Here is an 18,802-nt window from a genome sequence, read left to right as displayed (position 1 = left end):
CCACCAATCCCGAGCGCCCCGGGCGGGCGCTTTTTTCATGCCCAGGAGGCAATCCCCCATGACCGAACAGGCCAGCACCGAAAGTACCGAGGGCACCCAGACGCCCAGCGGCCAGGCGCCGCAGACCGTCGACCAGCTCCCGGAGTGGGCACGTACCACGATCTCCGAACTCCGCGACGAGGCGGCGAAGTACCGCACCTCGAAGAACTCGGCGGTCGATGAAGCGAAGGCCGCTGTCACAGCCGAGTTCGAGGCGAAGCTCGCAGAGGCCGAGAAGTCCAAAAAGGACGTTGAGGCAGAGCGCGACGTCGCCAAGCTCGATGTCGTCAAGCTGCGCGCCGCATTCGGCGCTCTCTCTGGCGACAAGGCCGAGGAGACGCTGTCCCGCGCGGACGAGTTCGCCGGACTCATTCAGGGGTCCAACGCGGATGAGATCGCCACTCACGCTTCCAAGCTCGCCGGTCTGTTCGGCACTGGCACCACCCGTACTCCTGCGGTCGATCGCTCGCCTGAAGGCGGCGACCCGGCTCTGGCGCTCAACGGCGACCCGTTGCTCCAGAGCCTGAAGTCCGCGCTCGGTATCAACTGAAAGGCATAGACCAACATGGCAATCACTGCTGCCACTCAGACCAGTGACGCACAGTTCAACGGGTTCCTGAGCCCCGACCAGTCGGCCCCCATCTTCGAGCAGGCCGCGAAGGCGTCCGTCGTGCAGCGCCTGACTCGGCGCGTGCCCCTGGGCATCAACGGCCAGAACATCCCCGTCGTCACGGGGAAGATGAGTGCTGGCTGGGTCTCGGAAGGTGGCCAGAAGCCCTCCAGCAACGCGCAGGTCGGCCTGAAGACCATCAAGCCGGAGAAGATCGCGGCTATCGCCGTCGTCTCGGCCGAGGTCGTGCGTGCCAACCCGGCCAACTACATGGGCCTGCTGCGCCCGCAGATCGCGGAGGCATTCGCCCTCGCGTTCGACCTTGCGGCCCTGTACGACAAGGGTCCTGACGGCACCGCTGCGGCTGGCCCGTTCGACACCTACATCAACTCGACCACGAAGGCCGTTGAGCTGGGCACCGCGACCCAGGCGAACGGTGGCGTTCACACCGACATCGTGTCGGGCCTCCGGCTGCTGGTCGACGACAAGAAGAAGCTGACCGGCTTCGCGCTCGACGACCGGGTCGAGCCGACCCTGCTGTCCGCTGTGGACTCCACCGGGCGTCCGATCTACGTGGACACCCCGCTGGACGAGACCACGGCTGCTGCGCGGCCGGGCCGCTTGATCGGCCGCCCGTCCTTCATGTCGGAGGGCGTGGGCGAGGAGACCCCGGGCACCGCGAGCACCGTCTACACCCTCGGCTTCGGCGGCGACTGGTCGCAGGCCGTGTGGGGCGCGGTCGGCGGCATCAGCTACGACGTGTCGACTCAGGCCACCGTGACGATCAACCAGGGCGGCACCCCGACCCTGGTCTCCCTGTGGGAGCACAACCTCGTTGCGATCCGCGCCGAGGCCGAGTACGGCTTCCTGGTCAACGACGCCGAGGCGTTCGTCCGGTACACCGAGACGACCCCCGCCTGATAGATGAGCGCCCGTAAGGGCGAGCCCCGGGAGACCGTGCGGGTGGTCCTCCCGGGTGGAGCGGTCGGGACCGTGTCTGTTGAGCAAGCTCGCAGATGCGGTTACCGGCCAGCTCCTGAGCCCACCGAGGAGCCCGCCCCCAAGGCGCCCGCGAGGCGCCGCACTCCCCGCAAGACCACCAAGTCCGAATAGGAGGTTCGCATGGCCTACGCCACTGCACAGGACGTGGCCAACAGGTTCATCCGCCCCCTGGACACGGACGAACAGCGGGTCGTGACGACCCGGCTCGACGACGCGGAGCGGATGCTCCGGCGCCGCGTTCCCGATCTCGCAGACCAGATCGCCGCTGGCACCATCGACCAGGGCGACGTCGTGATGATCGAAGCGGACATGGTGCTACGGCTCATCCGCAACCCTGACGGCTACAAGACCGAAACGGACGGGAACTACTCGTACACCATCAGCGCCGAGGTCGCCTCTGGGCGACTCCAGGTGCTCGCGGACGAGTGGGCACTGCTCGGGGTGAGCGGTGGGGCGTTCGTGATCGCGCCCCAGTTTGAGCTGCCTTGGGCACCGTCGACGGGCGCCGTCACCACGGAGCTGTGGCCATGAGTCTCCTCGACCGTACAAACGAGACAGTCACCATCTACCCCGAGGTCGTCACGATCGACGCGGACGGAAACACGATCACGAAGCCGTCCGACACGGGGTTCGAGCAACCCGTCTGGATCTACCCGGCCGCACAGAGCGGGACCTCGTCCCGCCGGGCCGAGCAAGACAACGAGGGGTTCGAGACCGAGGACGTCTACAAGATGCGGTTGCCGCGCTCCTATGCCGGTGACCCAATCGGCGCCCAGGGGCGCATCGACTGGAACGGCGAATACTGGGCCGTCATCGGATACCCGTTGAGCCAGAACGGAAGTCGGCGAACCCGCCACTCCATCTACACCATCCGGCGGTCGTAATGGCGACCGTCCGGGGTGACCGGGCCATCAACAACATCCTGAAGGGCCTTCCGAACGTGAAGGGGGCCGTGGATGCAGCGGCCCTGGAGATCGGCGTGAAGGCCGAAGCGAAGCTGAACCGGCACCGGCAGTCCGGCGCGTCCCGGATCGAAGTCGAGTCCGGGCGCGTGGACTCGTACGTGTGGCTCGTCGACCCCGATGACGCGATGGCAATCGAGTTCGGCCACTGGCACGTCCCGCCGAATTCCAAAGGGCCGGTCGACCTAGGCGAGATTAAGTGGGTCGACGGCCTCTACATCGTCTCGGAGGCTGCGGGCCTCCTTTAGGAGCTGAGCGAACCGTGGTGGATCGCAAAATGCCACGGATTCAGGAGGTCCTATTTCCTGTGCTCCGTGCAGAACTTCCCGGTGTGGACATCGTCTCTTGGGAGAAGAACGTCAAGCACCGGACGTACCCGTTCCTCAAGGTGCGTCGCCTCGGGGGTCTTGCGAAAGACCCCAAACGGCTTGACCGCGCGGTAATCGAGATGACGGCCTATACGCGCGACGGGCTCGTGGCCACCGAGGATCTGTACCTCGATGCCCGGCAGGTCATCTGGGACATGGTGGAGAACCAGACGGTAACACCCGCCGGTTATCTCCATTCTTTCACCGAAACGCTGGGGCCAACCCAATTCGACAGCGAATTCGACGACACCTGGAGAGTTCAGGGTCTCATTCAGCTCGGAATACGGCCCCCGAGAAATTAGGAGTAGGGCCACATGGCACTCAACGATGCTGCGGTTTTGACCGCCGCTAAGGGGTACATCCTCACCGGCACGGTCGGCGCGGCCGTGCCCACCGCCGCCGAGATCTCGGCGTTCACCGAGACCACCCTGCCGACCGGCTTCACGATCCTGGGCCACACCAGCCGGGACGACCTGCCGGAGTTCGGATTCGACGGCGGCGACACCGAGAACCGGGGCACCTGGCAGAACGAGGCGCTGAAGGTCGTCGTCACCGACCCGGCGGTCGAGTACGTGACGTTCAACCTCCTCCAGTTCGACGAGGAGGGCCTTGAGCTGTACTACGGCCGGGCGAACACCGCGTCGGGCAACGGTGTGTACGCGGCGGACGCGAACACCGTCGACAACCAGCGCGCCCTTCTGATCGTGATCGTGGACGGGGCGCACAAGGTCGGGTTCTACGCCGCGAAGACGAGCATCCGGCGCGAGGACAGCATTTCGCTGGCCGTGGACGACTTCGGCGCCCTGCCGCTGCGGGCGACCATTCTCTCGCCCGGGGGCGGCGCTTCGCCGTTCTCCTGGATCGACGAGGACGTGATCAACCCCGCTGCGGGCTGACGCCCCGAGGGGCCCTGGTTTTTCTTGGCGGACCTGCCAGGGCCCCTCCCCCTTCTCCACCCTGGTCCGCCGCCCTGAGAGCGAGAAAGGTTCGCCAACCAATGTCCAATGTGTACACTCTCGACGCCCTGAAGGCTGATCTCGACCGGGAGTTCGCCCCGCTGAAGCTCGACCTCGGCGGCGAGCAGATCGTCCTGCGGAACCTGATGCGCGTCGGCAAGACCGATCGCGAAGCGGTCCTGACCGCCCTGAAGGTGGTGGAGGAGTCCAACCTGTCCGAAGAGGACGCCAAGATCGAAGACCTTGGCGAACTGGGCGAGCAGATCGAGCTGATCCTGAAAACCGTCGTCGCGGACGGCAAGGGCGAGAAGCTGGTCACTTCGATCGGCGGCGACATCGCCTTGTCCACCAAGCTTATCGAGCTGTGGGTGGAGGCGACTCAGCCGGGGGAAGCTCAGAACTCGCCCGCCTGATCGACAGGTGCGGCGAGTGCATACTCGCTGATTTCCTTCAGTACTACGGGCTCGACATCGGGGACGTGCTGGTGCCCGGCAGTGGCCTGACGGCCCGCCGGGCGCTGGCCCTGATCCGCCAGCTCCCACCTGAATCGGCCACGGTCGCGTCTCTGCGCGGCGGCCCGGAGTTCCGAGGATGGGGTCCCGACCGGTACTTGACGGCACGGCTGATCGAGGCGACAGAGGGTTTGTTCCACGCGTTCGTCTCGGCCAACTCGAAGAAGAAGCCAAAGGCGCCAGACCGGGTGGATCGCCCGGACTTTAACGCCGAGAAGCGGAGGGGTCGCAACAGCTTCCGCGCAACGGCGGCACGGCGCATTGCAGCCGTCCGGAATCGAAAGAAGGGTGCAGATGGCGAAGGGTCCCGGGACTAAGAACACGGTCGGCAAGGTCGGCGTCCGAGTCGTCCCCGACACCAGCAAGTTCCCCGAGGAACTCAAGGCGCAGCTCGAAAAGATCGAGCAGCGGATGAAGGTCGAGATCCCGGTCGACCTCGACACCGAGAAGGCCTCGGCCGAGTTCAAGGCCCTGAAGGAAAAGCTCGAAGCCCAGAGCATCAACGCCCGGGTCAACATCGACCAGAGCGCGATCGGCCGGGTGACCAAGTCACTCGGCTCGATCAGCAAGAACACCAACGTATTCGCCGGGATCGCCAACAACCTCCGCAACATCGGCTCGTCGGCAGAGCGCGCGGCGAGGAGCGTCGTGCAGATGCGCCAGAACATGGCCGCGTCCGTCGCCCAGACCGTTCAGTGGGTCGGGTGGATGGCTCGGGCAGCGCTCTCTGCGGAGAACATGCGGACCGCGTGGACGTCCATCCGGTTGGCCATGCTCGGGATCGGGGACGCTGTCTCGAAGATCCCCAACCTCGCCAGCCTGGCGAAGGATCTCGCCCTGACGGGGCGAATCGCCGGAATGCTGGCCGTCGACAAGGTCCAGGCGTTCGGCAAGGCGCTCGTCAGCGCCAAGACGTACACGAGCGCGCTCAAGACCGCGATGACTGGCGTGGGGGTCTACGGCCTCAAGGCCGCCGACTCCGTGAAAAGCCTCGGGACCTACGTCCGAGCCATCACGTGGAAGGACGTGACGAACGGGGCCAAGCGCGCCACTCGCGCCATCGGCACGTTCGGCCGGGGGATTACCTCGAACCTGGGCAAGGGGATCGACAAGACGATCCTGGGCATCGGCAAGGGCATCTCTACCGCGTTCTCCGGCGCCGCCGGGATCTTCGACAAGCTGGGCTCCGCCGTGGGCGGGGCCGTAGGGCAGCTCGGAGAGCTGGGCCGGACCGGCTGGCTCGCCGTGGCCGTCTTCGCGGTCGCAGCCCCCCTGATCGGCCTTGTCGCCGGTCTGATCGCCGGGCTTCCGTCGCTCCTGGCTGCTGCGGGCGCTGGCTTCGCCGCGATCGCCCTCGGCATGGACGGGATCAAGAAGGCCGCCTCGGTCTTCGGTCCGTCTGTCGACAAGCTGAAGGCCACCCTCTCGGCAACGTTCGAGAAGGGCCTGACGCCGGTCTTCAAGCAGCTCAACAAGATCTTCCCGACGCTACAGACTGGTCTGAACCAGGTGGCCCAGGGGCTCATCCCGTTGGCTCAGGGGTTCACCAACGTCGTCACGTCGGCGTCGGGGATGAAGCAGATCCAGGACATCCTGAGCAACACAGGGAAGTTCTTCGCGTCGCTCCAGCCGATGATCTCGGCGTTCACGCAGACTTTCCTTACGCTGGGCCAGATCGGCTCGCAGAGCTTCGGTGTCCTCGCCGGGGTCCTCAACGACTTCGCGATCAAGTTCGACCAGGTCGTCTCTGGGCTGGCCGCGAGTGGCGTTCTGCCGCAGGTCTTCCAGTCGCTTGGCCAGGTCGTCGGCTCGCTGCTCGACCTGTTCACCCGTCTCTTCGAGGCGGGCGTAACGGCGATGGCCCAGCTCGGCGGCCCGCTGACGACGCTGATCAACGGAATCGCGGACGTCCTGGTCGCGCTGATGCCGACACTGACGACGCTGTCCTCTCTGTTGGCTAACGTCCTGGGCGCGGCGCTGTCCGCGCTCGCTCCGGCGATTACTGCGCTGACGCCGTCGATTCAACTCCTCGGCAGTCTGCTCGGTGACCTTCTCGTGGGCGCCGTCAAGGCGCTTGCCCCGGTGATCGAGCCGCTGGCGAAGATCCTGAATTCGGTTCTGCTCGTCGCGCTCCAGGCCATCCAGCCGATCATCCCGCCGCTGGTGGACTTCATGGTCCAGCTCGGAACCGCGATCGGGGGTGCGCTGACTCAGGCGCTCACCATCGTGTCTCCGCTGCTGCTCCAAATTGGACAGTTCCTGACGCAAGTGCTGACGGCACTGCTGCCGTTGCTGCCCGCGATCCTCCAGCTCGTGCAGGCCGGTCTGACCCTGTTCATTACGGTGCTCGCGGCTCTCGTGCCGCCGCTCCTGAACGTGGCGCAGCAGATCTTTCCGTTGCTGGTGCAGGCAATTCAGATGGCGGTTCCGATCGTCACCCAGATCATCCAGGCGTTCCTACCGTTCGTCCCGATGCTCGCGGGGATCGCACAGATCATCCTCGGAGTTGCCATCCCGGCGATGAACCTGATCATGTCCGTGGTCCAGGCCGTCTGGCCTGCGATCCAGGGCATCATCCAGGGCGTCCTGAACGTGATCCTCGGGATCATCAACACCGTCCTGGGCATCCTGACCGGCGACTGGAGCCGGGCCTGGGACGGGATGAAGCAGATCCTCTCCGGTGCCTGGAATGCGATCAAGAGCGCGGTCCAGGGCGGTATCAACGGCGTCGTGGCGTTCGTCCGGGGCCTCCCGGGCGCGATCCTCAGCGCTCTGGGCAACGTCGGCAACCTCCTGTGGGGCGCCGGTCGGGCGATCCTCGACGGCTTGCTGAACGGTCTCAAGTCAGCCTGGAACGCGGTCGCGGGCTGGGTGTCCAATGTGGCCGGTTGGATCAAGAACCTGAAGGGTCCGCTTCCGTACGACCGGAAGCTGCTGATCCCGGAAGGCAAGGCCATCATGGCCGGTCTCCACGAGGGTCTTGAGACGAACTTCGCCACTGTCACGAAGCTCGTGTCCGGCATGGCCGGGCAGATCGCGAGCACGTTCGACGGCAGCTCTGTCGGCACGGCGTGGGCGGACTCCATCAAGGACGGCACGCCCGACGCGGTGAAGTCCGTCCAGGATCTCGTCGGCGCGGTGAGCCGCTCGGCAGCACTCGAATTCCGTGGCTCCGTCGAGGCCGACGACTTCGGGTCCATTGAGGACCGTGTGGCGGAAGCCCTTGCGGGCTGGGGCGTCCAGATCGACGCCAACGGTCTCGCGAAATTGGTCAACAAGGCAAACGTACGAAAGGCGCGTCGAGGGTGAGTAAAGCAACGTGGTATCTCGGACCCCTGGGGGATCTCCGTGCGCTCACCTGCCCGGAGCCGGGCATCAAGGACACCGTCGTTCGCTTCGGCGGTGTCCACCAGGGGTTGAGCGGGGCCCGGACGGTGGACGTTACAGGCCACCGGTCCGAGCTTTCGTTCGACTGGAAGTACATGGAGAAGGCCGAGTGGAAGTGGCTCAAGGCGCTACACACGCGTCACATCCCCGGCCCCTTCCGGCTGATCAAGCCGACCGGCGTGAACCGCCTGAGCCTCCAGGCTTCGAGCTGCTACCCGCTGCCGACGACGAATGGGCTCGGTGTCTACAACACCGTGAGCAACGTCGAGTGGGCGCTGGACTGGCCCGCTGACGCGGATCCCGGCTACCGCAGCCTCCGGCTGTCGAGCTTCGCGGCGTCCCAGATCCTCCGGTGGGACTTCTCCGGACAGACCCCGGTGTTCCCCGGAGAAACGATCACGGCGTCGCTGTACGCCAAGACCGAGACGGCTGGGCAGACGTTCTCCCTGACGGTCGACTACTACGACCGCACCGGGGCGCAGACGTCTTCCGCCCCTTGGGTTTCGTGCACGCCGACGACGGACTGGCAGCGGTTCAACGTGACCACGACGGTCCCGGAGGGGACCGCGTCCGTGGTGTTCGCGCTCATCACCGGAGACTTCGTCGGGCCGGTGCGGATCGCTGCGGCGCAGCTCGAATCTGGCTCTGCCCCAACGGATTGGGAGCAGGGCGGCTCCGCGCCGACCGTCCACATCGACCAGCTCGAGACCAGCTCCCCGCTCTTCCCACTCACTGACTGCTCGATGACGCTTCTGGAGGCCTGATGCAGACGAACAGCGACTCGACCCTGGAGTCCGCTGCCGACAAGGTCATCAAGAGCCAGGAGCGCCACTTCGTGGCGTCGGTGTGGGTCGACTGGGACCAGGACGGGAGCTACGGTCACGTGCTCTCGGACCTGACCCCCTATGTGGAAAGCGTCGCCACGGACCGCTCCCTCAAGGGCTCAGCTCCCGAGGAGATCATGCTGATCGAGGGCGCTAGCGCGGCCGAGCTGGACCTCACGATGTCCGGCGAGTTCGCCGGGCTCCCGCTGACGGGGGTCTTCAGCCCGTACAACGGAAACAGCCCGCTCTACAACAACGACCCGATGGGCGCCGAGATCACCTACGCCCTCGGCGTGGAGACGGTGCTCGGAACCGTCTGGTACCAGCAATTCATCGGGAACGTCCGGACCATCACCCCGGACCGTGGCGAAAACACGGTGCAGCTAACCGCGCTGGACTTCGTCGAGAAGATGCGCCAGCCCATCACCTTCACCCCCTGGGCTATCTCGGAGTACTGGGCGACCCGGGGCCGCTGGCGCGGCCAGCTCTGCGACACACAGTGGATGCTCCAGGCCTGCCTACTGGACGCGGGCGCTTCGGCTACGCCGTACATGCCGGGCCCGTACACGGCGTTTTGGCTCCCGGCGACGGGCGGCCACATGCCCACGCTCGGCATCCTGGACAACTCCCCGGCCCAGCAGTTCCCGTACACGGAATCCACGGGCACGGAGATGTACTCCTTCGACGGCGACCCGCACCCGGCGGCGCCCGAGCCGACGAAGCGGCCTCTCGCCTTCTCCGCGATGGGCGGAGAAGACGGCCGGGTTAACCGGTACTGGAAGGCAAACCGAGCGCAGGGCTCCTACGACTCGGTGCACGTCCTCGGGCTCACGCTGAACACCCGGAGCACCGGATACCAGACCATCGCCGCCCACGCCGCACTCAAGGTCTGGATCGGCTACAACTGGGCCGTCCAGCTCGTCATCGGCACCGGACAGGTCTGGACCGAACTGGTCGACCTCACCAACGGCAACGTGCTCGGCGCGTCGGCGAAGCTGACGATCCCGACCAACGGCACGAGCCAGCGGATCTGGGCCCTGTGGGACAACACGCCGTGGAATTCCAAGCCCCGGGTGTCAGTGTCCTGCGGGACCCTGTCCACGGGCGCCTGGGCCACTACAGCGGCCAATGCGCTGGACAACAGCGGGCGCGCCGACGACCAGCTTGAGGGGCTCATCGAGACCCGCCACGGCTGCTCGATCAACGACTACTCGTACGGCGTCTTCTTCTACGACGGATCGAGCGGATACCGGCCGGACCCGACGCTGACGACGTGGGACCGCGCGAACGCGTGGCTACCGGCGTCGCTGGACAGCGGGCTCAACCGGTTCACGTACACGCCTGTCGTCCACGGCGACGACGCGTGGGAGATCGTGACAGGGGTAGCGGCGGCCGAGTACGGCTCGGTGTTCTGGGACGAGCAGGGCAAGTTCCACTTCTGGAACTACAACACCATGAAGGGGAAGCAGTCCAACCTAGTTCGGTCGCTGACCCTGGACGAGGTTTCCGGGCTCCAGATCACGAACACCCTGGACTCCGTACGGAACACTTGGACCGTTGCGACGAAGACGCGGAAGGCCGTCGCCGGAACGATCTACTCGTCGCAGTCGGTCGAAGAGTTCTACCTCCCGGCCAACACCAGCAAGAGCTTCGTCGTCAACGTGGACGCCGTCAGCGTCGAGCCCTGGTTCCTCACGCAGTACACGACGCAGTCCAACGGCAACGGCGTACCCATCTGGAACCAGGACGTGACCGGGGGCTTCATCGTCGCCCAGTACGGCGACCTGGGCGACGGCCAGGGCACTCGCTGGTACGAGGTCTGGTACGGGGTCAACGTCTCCGTGGTGGCGTACCTGAACTTCTCCGGGCAGCTCACCATCCAGGTAAGCAATGGCACGACTCTTCCGATCCGGTTCTCTACCAACGGCCAGGCCGCGTTGCGGATTCCGGGAACGACCATTGTGGACCGTGGATCGGGCAGCTACACGTGGTCCGATCAGACATCGGTCCAGAAGTACGGCACTCGGAACCTGAAGCTCGAAGGCGATTGGTACCAGGACCAGTTCCAGAGCAACAACATGCTCGGGGTTCTCGGGCCACGCACCACCGTACCGATCCCCACCACAGACGCCGTGACGATCGCAGGTGACCCCCGGCTTCAGCTCGGGGACTGCATCGAGGTCCGCGACCCCGATGGGGTCGGGGAGCAGACCAAGCTCCAGATCTACGGCATCCGTCGTGAATGGAGCCTCGACTCCGGCCTGACCGACACGCTCACCGTCGAAATGCTGCGCCCGCCGCGAGTCGGCATCTGGGACAGCCAGCAGTACGGACGGTGGGACGAGACATTCATTTGGAGCTAACGCATGGCAATCGTCTCGATGACAGACGCCGCCGCAGGCGGTACGGCGTCGTCGGCTGAGTACAACAAGTTGATCGACAACATCAACGACCTGGACGCGCGCCTCGGCGCCGTCGTGTCGAGCAACACCGCGCACGCGCGACTGAACACATTGGAGAGTCGGACCACCGACGCGAGCACCGGCAATACTCAGCTCGGGTCGAGGGTTTCTGCGCTGGAGTCCAAAACGGTCTCGGTCACCAAGCAGGCACTGTCCACGAACTCGACCACGGTCGACTCCACCACCGAGGTTTCGCTCTTCTCGTACACCTTCTCGGTCGCGAGTGGGACGAACAAGGTGAGCTGCATCGCCAACTTCGACGTGTCGGGGAACACCGGTCTGTCCGGGGTTCAACCGACCGGCGAGGGCTGCATGATCGTGAAGTGTTATCTGGACGGAACCGTCCAGACAGCCCAGATCGTCTTCGGAACCACGACGGTCCTGCGACTGACGGCCGGTCAGTCCTGGGACTGGTCCAACCTGGCAGCCGGTAACCACACGATCGAGATGCGGGCCGCGCTCGCTACGAATCCATCCTCGAACCCGTCGTACCGCGTCTACGGAACGCACACCGGATTCACCCTCTCGATTTTCAACGGCCAGTAGGTCGGACCTCGCCCCGATGCCGCCCGAGAGGCGGCTTTTTCTATGCCCCAAGGAAGTCCGTGAAATGACCACCCCGCAGTTTCCCGACGAGCCGAACTACTGGCTTCGTCGGTTGTTCGAGGCCGTAGACGGCATCGACAAAAAGATCGACGGCCACGCCGAGAAGCTCGTTGCCCTTGAAGGCGGGCACGCGCAGCTCCGCAAGGAGGTCGACGAGATCAAGGCGGACGACCACGCCGAGAAGGCCGCGCGCCAGGCCGACGACAGGTCGGGCCGGGCAGTCCGCCGAGCCAACGTCACGTTCGCGATCACCACTCTCATCGCGATCGTCGGCGTCATCGCGCAAATCCTCATCCCCTGACCAGAAAGGACACTCGATGGCCAACGGCATCGACGTGTACGTGGCGTATCAGAACGTCCGCGACTGGGGGGCCGTGAAGCGTGCCGGTTACGACTTCTGCTACGTCAAAGCGGGCGACGGCACGAGTACCCGCGCCACCAACGGCTACGGGCCGCTGGGCCGATCCGCTGGCGTGGCGATGGGTGCCTACTGGTACGCCCAGCCCGGGAACGCGGTGCAACAGGCGAACATGCTGTGTGACCGCGCCCTTGGCGAAGGTCTGGCCGACCTGGCGCCAGCGCTCGACATCGAGTCCCCGTTCGTTCCCGGCCCCGCTGCGGCGGCATTCGCCGTCGCGTTCTGCCGACAGGTAGCCGCTCGCGGCTTCCGTCCTGCCTTGTACGCCAACGACTCCATGATGTCGGCGGTTCTCCCGGCGGTCCGGGCGGCGGTCCCCAACGTCATCGTCTGGGTCGCGCGGTACGGCCGGAATCCGGTGAACGGGTACGACGTCTGGCAGTGGAACGACAAGGGCTCCGTGCCCGGCGTCTCAGCGTCCTCTGTGGACCTGAACCAGGGCTTGATCCCGTACAACCTCGCCGCACCTCCCCCCGCCCACTCGGCGGCCCCCGCAACATCCACCATCGAAGTCCTGGAGGACGGAATCGTGAACCTGAAGCCGGGCCAGAATCGGCACGCCCCCATCCCGGCGGCCGGGCGTCCGCCGTACCTGTACATCTGCGGTGGCTACGGCGACTTTGTCGACGTACACCAGATCGACTTCATCGGGCAGACGCCCGCAGGCCGCGATGGCGGCAACTACCTGGGCCAGGGCTGGAACCAGGGCAACGGGCAGCCGTGGCGCTGGCAGGCGGACCGGCCGGGCTACATCCCTGTGCCACCGGGGACGGTCTACGTCTCCCTCCGGTACTCGACCACGTCCGACTCCATCGAAGCGTTCGTCTCCTGACCCGAAAGGACCCCACCCCCATGAACAAGATCAGCAAGCTAATCGGTGGTCTGGTCGGCGGGGCGACGCCCGCGTCGCTGATCGGATTCCTGACCATGTTCGGCGTGTCCCTGCCGGAGAACGTCGCTGCGGCCGTCCTGGTTGTGGCCACGTGGATCTGCGGCGCGGCGGGCGTCTACGTGGCGCCCAAGAACGCAGGCACCGACACGATCCAGACTGTGCCGGTCTACGTCCACCCGGAGCCGACTGTCGCCGAGACCGAACGCCCCGGTCGGGTCGACCTGCCGACTGCCCCGATCGCAGCCTGATACACGAAAAGCCCCCTCCTCCTAGCCACACGGCCGGGAAGAGGGGGCCTTTTTTCGTTTCTGGGCTACCGCGCGGCGGCTGCCTTCATGCGGTCGACGATGTCCTCGGGGATGAAGATCTCTGCCTCGGACAGGGATTCCACCGTGATCGTGACTCCGGCGTCCGTCAGGAGCTTCCTACGCCCTTCGGCGTCAGCCTCGGCCCAGACCTCCGCGTAGGTGCTCTCCGTCGCCTCGTAGACCCAACCAGCGGCCCGGGAGGGCAGGGCCTGAAGCTCACCACGCCGGGCGATGAGCGCCTTCATCTGGTCTCGGAACCGGGCCTCGTCCTCCTCGCCCGAGAACAACCCCAGCGCGCGGTCCGTCCGGAGCGCTTCGATCGTGCGCTCGACGTCGGCCAGCTCGTAGGAGTGGTCTTCTCCCGGCTGGAACACACGCCGGAGAACCGGCAGATGTCCGCACTCCCGGAGGAAGCGCTCCTCGATCAGCTCGTCCGCGTCGTCGGCGCGGAACGAGATCCCCGGGCAAGACTTGGGGCTCGCCCCGCAGACGTAGTACCGGTGCGTGACCTTCGCCGGGGTGGTATTCGAGTGCTGCCGGAGGTTCTTCCCGCACCGGCCGCATTTCCCCACGCCCAGAAGGGGGTTGATGCTGTGGCGTCGCTTACGGGGCTCACCGGCCCGTTCCTGGAGCAGCCGCTGTAGCCGGTCCCAGACCTCCGGCTCGAACGTCGGCGGGCCGACCCGGATCGGTCGCCCTTGCTCGTCGAGCACGGGCTTGCCTTTCGACAGCTTGATTCCCTGAGTGGCCGGGGACGTCAGAACCCGCCGGATCTGGTTCACGGTCCACCTATCGCCCTCCGGCTCCTCGCCGCGCTCTACACGGCGCTGGTCGCGCGGGGGCAGAACCCCCTCGGCGTTGAGGGACGTCGCGATGTTCGTCAGGGACTGGTCCTCGGCGAACAGACGTCGTTCCACGATGTCATGGATCACCGGCTGTGTATCCGGATTCAACTCCAGGGCCTTGCCCTTGCCGCTGGGGTGGCTGACCACGCGGTGCGTGTACGGGGCGATGCCCCAGCCCCACCGATCGGTCCCTCGGAGAGCCCGGACGCGCCCCTTGGCGCGCTGTATGAACCGGCGCCCCTCCATCTCCGCGAAGATCGACGACAGGAGTAGGAAGATCTTGGCCATCATCTGAGACCACGGGTCCTGTTCGTCCTGCGGGTGGAAGAAGTCCAGTACGATCCCGTCCTCCGCGAGTACGAGGATCTTCCGGTTCTTCTCTGCCCAGTCGGCCAGGTCGACAGAATCCTTGGCCGACCGGAACAGTCGGTCCGTCTTGGCGACCACCAGCGCGTCCCACTCGTGCGCCTTATCCTTGAGCCACGGACCGAGGTCCGGCCGGTCCCACGGCGACGTGCTGATAGCGGAGACGTCGAGATCCTCGAACGATCCGGCTACCGTCCAGCCCCGGCTGGCGATGTACTTCCCGACCACGCTGTGCTGGTCGAGGTGGCTCGTCTTCTCTGCACCCTGCACATGGGAGACGCGGGCGCCCCCGATGGCTCTGACCTCGATGTTCTCCATGTACGGAGTGTATCAAAGTAGTGATAGAACGGCACCGGGATGCAGATCCGGTCCGCCTCGGTGTAATTACACAGCTCCCCGACGAAGAACCCGTTGTTGAGGATGTTGTGGTGCGACAGGGTCGCGCCCTTCGGGAACCCGGTCGTGCCGGAGGTGTACTGGATGTTGATCGCGTCGTCGGCGGAAAGCCCGATCCCGCTCAGCGTGCTGCGTTCGGCGGCTTTTCCGTTCTCCAGCAACGAATTCCACACCGGGCCGCCGATCAGCGCGACCTGCTCCAGGCGCGCGCACCGCGGCCGCACCTCTTCGATCATGCCGGCGTAGTCCGAGGTCTTGAACCGCTCCGCCGCCACCAGCAGGCGGATCCCGGCCTGGTTGAGCACGAACTCCAGCTCGTGCGAACGGTACGACGGGTTGATGTTGACCAGGATCGCGCCGATCTTCGCCGTCGCGTACTGGGTGAATGTCCACTCTGCACAGTTCGGCGCCCAGACGCCCACCCGGTCGCCCTTGCCGATTCCCAGCTCCAGCAGGCCCAGCGCGAGCGCGTCCACCTCGGCCGCCAGCTCGGCGTAGGTCCAGCGCCGCCCGGCCGCGCAGTCGACCAACGCCTCACGATCACCGAAAGCCTGCACAGTACGGTCGAAATTGTCACCGATCGTGTCACCGAGCAGCGGGACGTCGGACGTGCCGGAGGAGTAACTCGGCACCGCGGGTACGCCAGGCATGATGCCTCCTGGAGATCGTCAACATTGACGGGTTCGAGTCTATGGTGGCGATATGCGCCTGTACATCGTGGACGCCTTCACCGACACCCCGTTCACCGGCAACCCGGCCGGAGTCGTGCTGCTCGACGAGCCCGCCGACGCGTCATGGATGCAGTCCGTCGCTGCTGAGCTCAAGCACGCGGAGACGGCGTTCGTCGAGCTCGGCGAGGGTCCGCGGCCGCTGCGGTGGTTCACCCCGGCGGTCGAGGTCGACCTGTGTGGGCACGCGACGCTGGCCACCGGGCACATCCTCGGCGGTGATCAGGTGTTCCTCACCCGAAGCGGTGAGCTTCGCACCCACGCCGAGAATGGTTGGGTTCACATGGACTTCCCGGTGGACCCGCCGGCGGAAGCGAGCGAGGACGTGACCAGTGCGCTGCCCGGCGTGACCGTGGCGGGCGTGTTCCGTGGCAAGACCGACATCCTGGTCCGCGCCGCGACAGCCGCGGAAGTCCGTGCGGTGAAGCCAAATCTGGACGTCGTCGCCGGCTGGCCCGCCCGTTGCGTCATCGTCACGGCCCCAGGGGACAAGCCGGGCATCGACTTCGTCAGCCGCGTCTTCGGTCCCGCGGTCGGCGTGCCCGAGGATCCGGTGACGGGCTCCGCGCACTGCACTCTTTCGCCGTACTGGTCGCAACTGCTGGGCCGGGACGAACTCGTCGGCGAACAGGCGTCGGAGCGCGGCGGGGTCGTCCGGACACAGCTGCGGGGCGAACGGGTCGGGCTCGCCGGCCAGGCCGTCACCGTGTCGAGTGGGGAGCTGATGGTCTGATGCGCTTGGTGTTGAACGTCGTCTGGCTGGTGTTGTGCGGGTTCTGGATGGCGGTGGGCTACCTGGTGGCGGGGATCGTCTGCTGCATCCTGATCGTCACGATCCCGTTCGGCATCGCTTCGTTCCGGATCGCGAACTACGCACTCTGGCCGTTCGGCCGCACCCTCGTCGACCGGCGTGACGCGGGCGCGGCCTCGGTGCTGGGCAACGTCATCTGGATCGTGTTCGCCGGGTGGTGGCTGGCGCTGGGGCACATCCTCACCGGCATCGCGCTGTGCGTGACGATTATCGGGATTCCCTTGGCGCTGGGGAACTTCAAGATGGTTCCGGTGAGCCTGCTGCCGTTGGGGCGGGAGATCGTTCCGGCGCCGTAGCTTGCGCCTCACGGGTGGGTCATCCCGTCGCCTGCGATCCCCGGGATCACTTTGAATCAGGTCCGCACCCGCGCGGGTTCCGGCCCCGACCACGCAAGATCGCGGGCCTGGCTCGAAATGATTCCCTTGGGAGTATGCGACGGGATGACCCCCACCCTTGAAGCGTGCGTCTCGCTGCGTTGCGGCAGCAACGGACGCGCGCAGAGCGCGCTTTGTGCACCCCACCACCGCCCCGATCCGTGAGTGTTCGCGGTTCCGGGCCCGCCTCGGAGCGGGAAAGATGCCTTGACCCGAACCCGGAACCGCAAGTGCGGCAGGGATCGGGGCGATGGCGGGGTGCGGTCGTGGGGTGGCTCGCCTTGCGTTGCCGGGTGCCGGGGTCCTGCCTAGTCCTCTGGTTCCCACGGCAGCGGCACGATCAAGCACGGGCCACCCGCGAACAAACCGCCGTCGATGCCCAGGACCTTGCCGCTCGCGTAGAGGAACGGCGCCTCGATCTGCGTCGGGTGGATGCCCAGCTGGTCGGCGATCACGCTGTGCCCGTGCACGATCCGCTCCCCGCCGAGCTGCTGCAGCACACGGTCGGCGACCTCGGGGCCGTCCGGGCCGCGGAAGGCGTAGCGGGTGGTCATCCGGCGCCAGACATCCCACCACGCGGCGAGATCGTTCCCGGCCAGTATTTCCTGCACCGTCTCGTTGATCTCTTCCGCGGTGTCGCCCCAGTCCAGATACTCCAGGGTGTCCGAGTGCATCAGCAGGTGCTCGTCGGCGTGCGCGATGAGCGACCTCGTGCTCAGCCATTCGATATGGTCGTCGGTCAGCGCGTCCTGGTCCGAGAGCTGCCCGCCGTTGATCTCCCAGCTGCGCGCGAAACTCCGCGGCCCGAAATCGGACGGCACCTCGCCGTCCCCGAAGTGGTACATCCCCAGCAGCAGGATTTCGTGGTTGCCCAGCAACATCTCCACGGCGCCACCGGCGTCCTCGGCCTGTTCCTGCAGCCGCATCACCAGCTCGATGACGCCGACGCCGTCCGGGCCGCGGTCCACGAAGTCGCCGAGAAACCACAGGCGCGCGTCACCACCGCACCAGTCATCGTCGTCGTCGACCAGCTTCTTCGCGCGCAGGGCGTCGGTGAGCTCTTCCCGATGCCCGTGCACGTCACCTACGGCGTAAGTCGGGACATCCACGGTTTGACCATAAGCCCTGCTCAGTACTTCTCGGAGACCAGCCCGGCGCGGAACGGGTCCTGGGTGTGACCGACCAGGTCGGCGATCGAATCGATCACCAGTGTCGGCCGGTACGGATAGCGTTCCGCCGATTCCCTCGTCGAGATCCCGGTCAGCACGAGCACGGTCTGCAGGCCGGCCTCGATCCCGGAATGCACGTCGGTGTCCATTCTGTCCCCGATCATGATGGTGCTCTCCGAATGCGCGCCGAGTGAACGCAGCGCGGAGCGCATCATCAGCGGGTTCGGTTTGCCGACGTAGTACGGGGAACGTCCGGTGGCGCGCTCGATCAGCGCCGCGATGGAACCCGTCGCCGGCAGCAGCCCTTCCAGGCTCGGCCCGGTCGCGTCCGGGTTGGTGGCGATGAACTTCGCGCCGGCCTCGATCAGCCGGATCGCCCGCGTGATCGCGGTGAAGCTGTACGTCCGGGTCTCGCCCAGCACGACGTAGTCCGGGTCGCGATCGGTGAGCACATACCCGGCCTCGTGCAGCGCCGTGGTCAGCCCGGCCTCGCCGATGACGAACGCCGAACCGTTCGGGCGCTGGCTGTCGAGGAACTTCGCGGTGGCCAGCGCGGAGGTCCAGATGCGCTCCTCGGGCACGTCCAGACCACTGCGCTGCAACCGCGCCCGCAGGTCACGCGGGGTGTAGATCGAGTTGTTGGTCAACACCAGGAAGGACGTGTCGTTGGCACGCAGCTCGGCAAGGAACTCGTCGGCGCCAGGGACGAGGTGCTCCTCGTGCACCAGCACCCCGTCCATGTCGGTCAGGTACGTCCAGTCCGTCAT

General features: G+C 66.2%; 20 protein-coding genes and 1 pseudogene. 17 read left to right on the top strand and 4 right to left on the bottom strand.

Translation table 11 applies throughout. The features are described 5' to 3' along the window. The first annotated feature begins 58 nt into the window (after positions 1 to 58). The 15 genes from VHD82_RS20215 (at position 59) to VHD82_RS20145 (ending at position 13,286) form a co-directional block, all read left to right on the top strand. Positions 59 to 589, top strand: coding sequence for a hypothetical protein (locus VHD82_RS20215; protein ID WP_325705914.1), 531 nt, complete (start codon positions 59 to 61; stop codon positions 587 to 589). A 15-nt stretch (positions 590 to 604) separates the two neighbouring features. Beyond that, complete coding sequence (locus VHD82_RS20210; protein WP_325705911.1) at positions 605 to 1,570, top strand: phage major capsid protein; 966 nt, start codon at positions 605 to 607, stop codon at positions 1,568 to 1,570. A gap of 201 nt (positions 1,571 to 1,771) precedes the next feature. Next, a complete protein-coding gene (locus VHD82_RS20205; RefSeq protein WP_325705908.1) occupies positions 1,772 to 2,182 on the top strand; it encodes a Gp19/Gp15/Gp42 family protein in 411 nt (136 codons plus the stop codon). Continuing rightward, complete coding sequence (locus tag VHD82_RS20200; protein ID WP_325705906.1) at positions 2,179 to 2,535, top strand: hypothetical protein; 357 nt, start codon at positions 2,179 to 2,181, stop codon at positions 2,533 to 2,535. Before VHD82_RS20205 ends, VHD82_RS20200 begins: the two co-directional genes overlap by 4 nt. After that, the gene (locus tag VHD82_RS20195) at positions 2,535 to 2,861 is read left to right on the top strand and encodes a DUF5403 family protein (protein ID WP_325705903.1); all 327 of its coding nucleotides are present in this window, start codon (positions 2,535 to 2,537) and stop codon (positions 2,859 to 2,861) included. Before VHD82_RS20200 ends, VHD82_RS20195 begins: the two co-directional genes overlap by 1 nt. An 83-nt stretch (positions 2,862 to 2,944) precedes the next feature. Continuing rightward, the gene (locus tag VHD82_RS20190) at positions 2,945 to 3,283 is read left to right on the top strand and encodes a hypothetical protein (RefSeq protein ID WP_325705900.1); all 339 of its coding nucleotides are present in this window, start codon (positions 2,945 to 2,947) and stop codon (positions 3,281 to 3,283) included. 36 nt (positions 3,284 to 3,319) lie between these two features. Further along, positions 3,320 to 3,877, top strand: coding sequence for a hypothetical protein (locus tag VHD82_RS20185; protein WP_325705898.1), 558 nt, complete (start codon positions 3,320 to 3,322; stop codon positions 3,875 to 3,877). A 101-nt stretch (positions 3,878 to 3,978) separates the two neighbouring features. Further along, positions 3,979 to 4,350, top strand: coding sequence for a phage tail assembly protein (locus tag VHD82_RS20180; RefSeq protein WP_325705895.1), 372 nt, complete (start codon positions 3,979 to 3,981; stop codon positions 4,348 to 4,350). 393 nt (positions 4,351 to 4,743) lie between these two features. Next, positions 4,744 to 7,758, top strand: a complete 3,015-nt coding sequence (locus tag VHD82_RS20175; protein ID WP_325705892.1) for a hypothetical protein — start codon at positions 4,744 to 4,746, stop codon at positions 7,756 to 7,758. After that, on the top strand, positions 7,755 to 8,600 hold the full coding sequence (locus tag VHD82_RS20170) for a hypothetical protein (protein ID WP_325705890.1): 846 nt from the start codon (positions 7,755 to 7,757) through the stop codon (positions 8,598 to 8,600). Before VHD82_RS20175 ends, VHD82_RS20170 begins: the two co-directional genes overlap by 4 nt. After that, a complete protein-coding gene (locus VHD82_RS20165; protein ID WP_325705887.1) occupies positions 8,600 to 11,023 on the top strand; it encodes a hypothetical protein in 2,424 nt (807 codons plus the stop codon). Before VHD82_RS20170 ends, VHD82_RS20165 begins: the two co-directional genes overlap by 1 nt. Before the next feature lie 3 nt (positions 11,024 to 11,026). After that, the gene (locus VHD82_RS20160; protein ID WP_325705884.1) at positions 11,027 to 11,668 is read left to right on the top strand and encodes a hypothetical protein; all 642 of its coding nucleotides are present in this window, start codon (positions 11,027 to 11,029) and stop codon (positions 11,666 to 11,668) included. Positions 11,669 to 11,732: 64 nt separating this feature from the next. Then, a complete protein-coding gene (locus tag VHD82_RS20155) occupies positions 11,733 to 12,029 on the top strand; it encodes a hypothetical protein (RefSeq protein ID WP_325705881.1) in 297 nt (98 codons plus the stop codon). A 16-nt stretch (positions 12,030 to 12,045) separates the two neighbouring features. Continuing rightward, positions 12,046 to 12,978, top strand: coding sequence for a glycoside hydrolase family 25 protein (locus VHD82_RS20150; protein WP_325705878.1), 933 nt, complete (start codon positions 12,046 to 12,048; stop codon positions 12,976 to 12,978). 20 nt (positions 12,979 to 12,998) lie between these two features. Continuing rightward, on the top strand, positions 12,999 to 13,286 hold the full coding sequence (locus VHD82_RS20145) for a hypothetical protein (RefSeq protein WP_325705875.1): 288 nt from the start codon (positions 12,999 to 13,001) through the stop codon (positions 13,284 to 13,286). A 65-nt stretch (positions 13,287 to 13,351) separates the two neighbouring features. Here VHD82_RS20145 and VHD82_RS20140 read toward each other — a convergent pair whose 3' ends face one another. Beyond that, positions 13,352 to 14,875 (bottom strand): recombinase family protein, encoded by a 1,524-nt coding sequence (locus VHD82_RS20140; protein ID WP_414637550.1) that lies wholly within the window; start codon positions 14,873 to 14,875, stop codon positions 13,352 to 13,354. Between the two features lie 14 nt (positions 14,876 to 14,889). Beyond that, positions 14,890 to 15,603 (bottom strand): annotated as a pseudogene (locus VHD82_RS20135) (AMP-binding protein); the annotation flags it as partial. 52 nt (positions 15,604 to 15,655) lie between these two features. Between VHD82_RS20135 and VHD82_RS20130 the strand changes: the two are divergent. Continuing rightward, the gene (locus VHD82_RS20130; protein ID WP_325705869.1) at positions 15,656 to 16,414 is read left to right on the top strand and encodes a PhzF family phenazine biosynthesis protein; all 759 of its coding nucleotides are present in this window, start codon (positions 15,656 to 15,658) and stop codon (positions 16,412 to 16,414) included. Continuing rightward, complete coding sequence (locus tag VHD82_RS20125) at positions 16,414 to 16,788, top strand: YccF domain-containing protein (protein ID WP_325705866.1); 375 nt, start codon at positions 16,414 to 16,416, stop codon at positions 16,786 to 16,788. The genes VHD82_RS20130 and VHD82_RS20125 overlap by 1 nt, the downstream gene beginning before the upstream one ends. Positions 16,789 to 17,174: 386 nt before the next feature. On the opposite strand, the gene VHD82_RS20120 is transcribed toward VHD82_RS20125, so the two are convergent. Together VHD82_RS20120 and VHD82_RS20115 are read right to left on the bottom strand one after the other, a co-directional pair. Next, positions 17,175 to 17,975: a metallophosphoesterase family protein gene (locus VHD82_RS20120; protein ID WP_325705863.1), complete on the bottom strand. Its 801-nt coding sequence runs from the start codon at positions 17,973 to 17,975 to the stop codon at positions 17,175 to 17,177. A 20-nt stretch (positions 17,976 to 17,995) separates the two neighbouring features. Next, entirely contained in the window at positions 17,996 to 18,802 is an 807-nt protein-coding gene (locus VHD82_RS20115) for an HAD-IIA family hydrolase (RefSeq protein ID WP_325705860.1), read from the bottom strand.

It is taken from the genome of Amycolatopsis sp. (assembly GCF_035546795.1).
Classification (GTDB): Bacteria; Actinomycetota; Actinomycetes; order Mycobacteriales; family Pseudonocardiaceae; genus Amycolatopsis_E.
The sequence above is the reverse complement of the archived record's forward strand: the minus strand, read 5'-3'. Positions and strand labels throughout refer to the sequence as shown.

What these genes read in the sequence shown, in the direction of transcription:
- VHD82_RS20200 (WP_325705906.1), top strand. Translation starts at nt 2,179, where the DNA reads ATGAGTCTCCTCGACCGTACAAACGAGACAGTCACCATCTACCCCGAG.
- VHD82_RS20150 (WP_325705878.1), top strand. Translation starts at nt 12,046, where the DNA reads ATGGCCAACGGCATCGACGTGTACGTGGCGTATCAGAACGTCCGCGAC.
- VHD82_RS20130 (WP_325705869.1), top strand. Translation starts at nt 15,656, where the DNA reads ATGCGCCTGTACATCGTGGACGCCTTCACCGACACCCCGTTCACCGGC.
- VHD82_RS20175 (WP_325705892.1), top strand. Translation starts at nt 4,744, where the DNA reads ATGGCGAAGGGTCCCGGGACTAAGAACACGGTCGGCAAGGTCGGCGTC.
- VHD82_RS20165 (WP_325705887.1), top strand. Translation starts at nt 8,600, where the DNA reads ATGCAGACGAACAGCGACTCGACCCTGGAGTCCGCTGCCGACAAGGTC.
- VHD82_RS20205 (WP_325705908.1), top strand. Translation starts at nt 1,772, where the DNA reads ATGGCCTACGCCACTGCACAGGACGTGGCCAACAGGTTCATCCGCCCC.
- VHD82_RS20145 (WP_325705875.1), top strand. Translation starts at nt 12,999, where the DNA reads ATGAACAAGATCAGCAAGCTAATCGGTGGTCTGGTCGGCGGGGCGACG.
- VHD82_RS20125 (WP_325705866.1), top strand. Translation starts at nt 16,414, where the DNA reads ATGCGCTTGGTGTTGAACGTCGTCTGGCTGGTGTTGTGCGGGTTCTGG.
- VHD82_RS20180 (WP_325705895.1), top strand. Translation starts at nt 3,979, where the DNA reads ATGTCCAATGTGTACACTCTCGACGCCCTGAAGGCTGATCTCGACCGG.
- VHD82_RS20140 (WP_414637550.1), bottom strand. Translation starts at nt 14,875, where the DNA reads ATGGAGAACATCGAGGTCAGAGCCATCGGGGGCGCCCGCGTCTCCCAT.
- VHD82_RS20215 (WP_325705914.1), top strand. Translation starts at nt 59, where the DNA reads ATGACCGAACAGGCCAGCACCGAAAGTACCGAGGGCACCCAGACGCCC.
- VHD82_RS20115 (WP_325705860.1), bottom strand. Translation starts at nt 18,802, where the DNA reads ATGACGGACTGGACGTACCTGACCGACATGGACGGGGTGCTGGTGCAC.
- VHD82_RS20195 (WP_325705903.1), top strand. Translation starts at nt 2,535, where the DNA reads ATGGCGACCGTCCGGGGTGACCGGGCCATCAACAACATCCTGAAGGGC.
- VHD82_RS20155 (WP_325705881.1), top strand. Translation starts at nt 11,733, where the DNA reads ATGACCACCCCGCAGTTTCCCGACGAGCCGAACTACTGGCTTCGTCGG.
- VHD82_RS20210 (WP_325705911.1), top strand. Translation starts at nt 605, where the DNA reads ATGGCAATCACTGCTGCCACTCAGACCAGTGACGCACAGTTCAACGGG.
- VHD82_RS20160 (WP_325705884.1), top strand. Translation starts at nt 11,027, where the DNA reads ATGGCAATCGTCTCGATGACAGACGCCGCCGCAGGCGGTACGGCGTCG.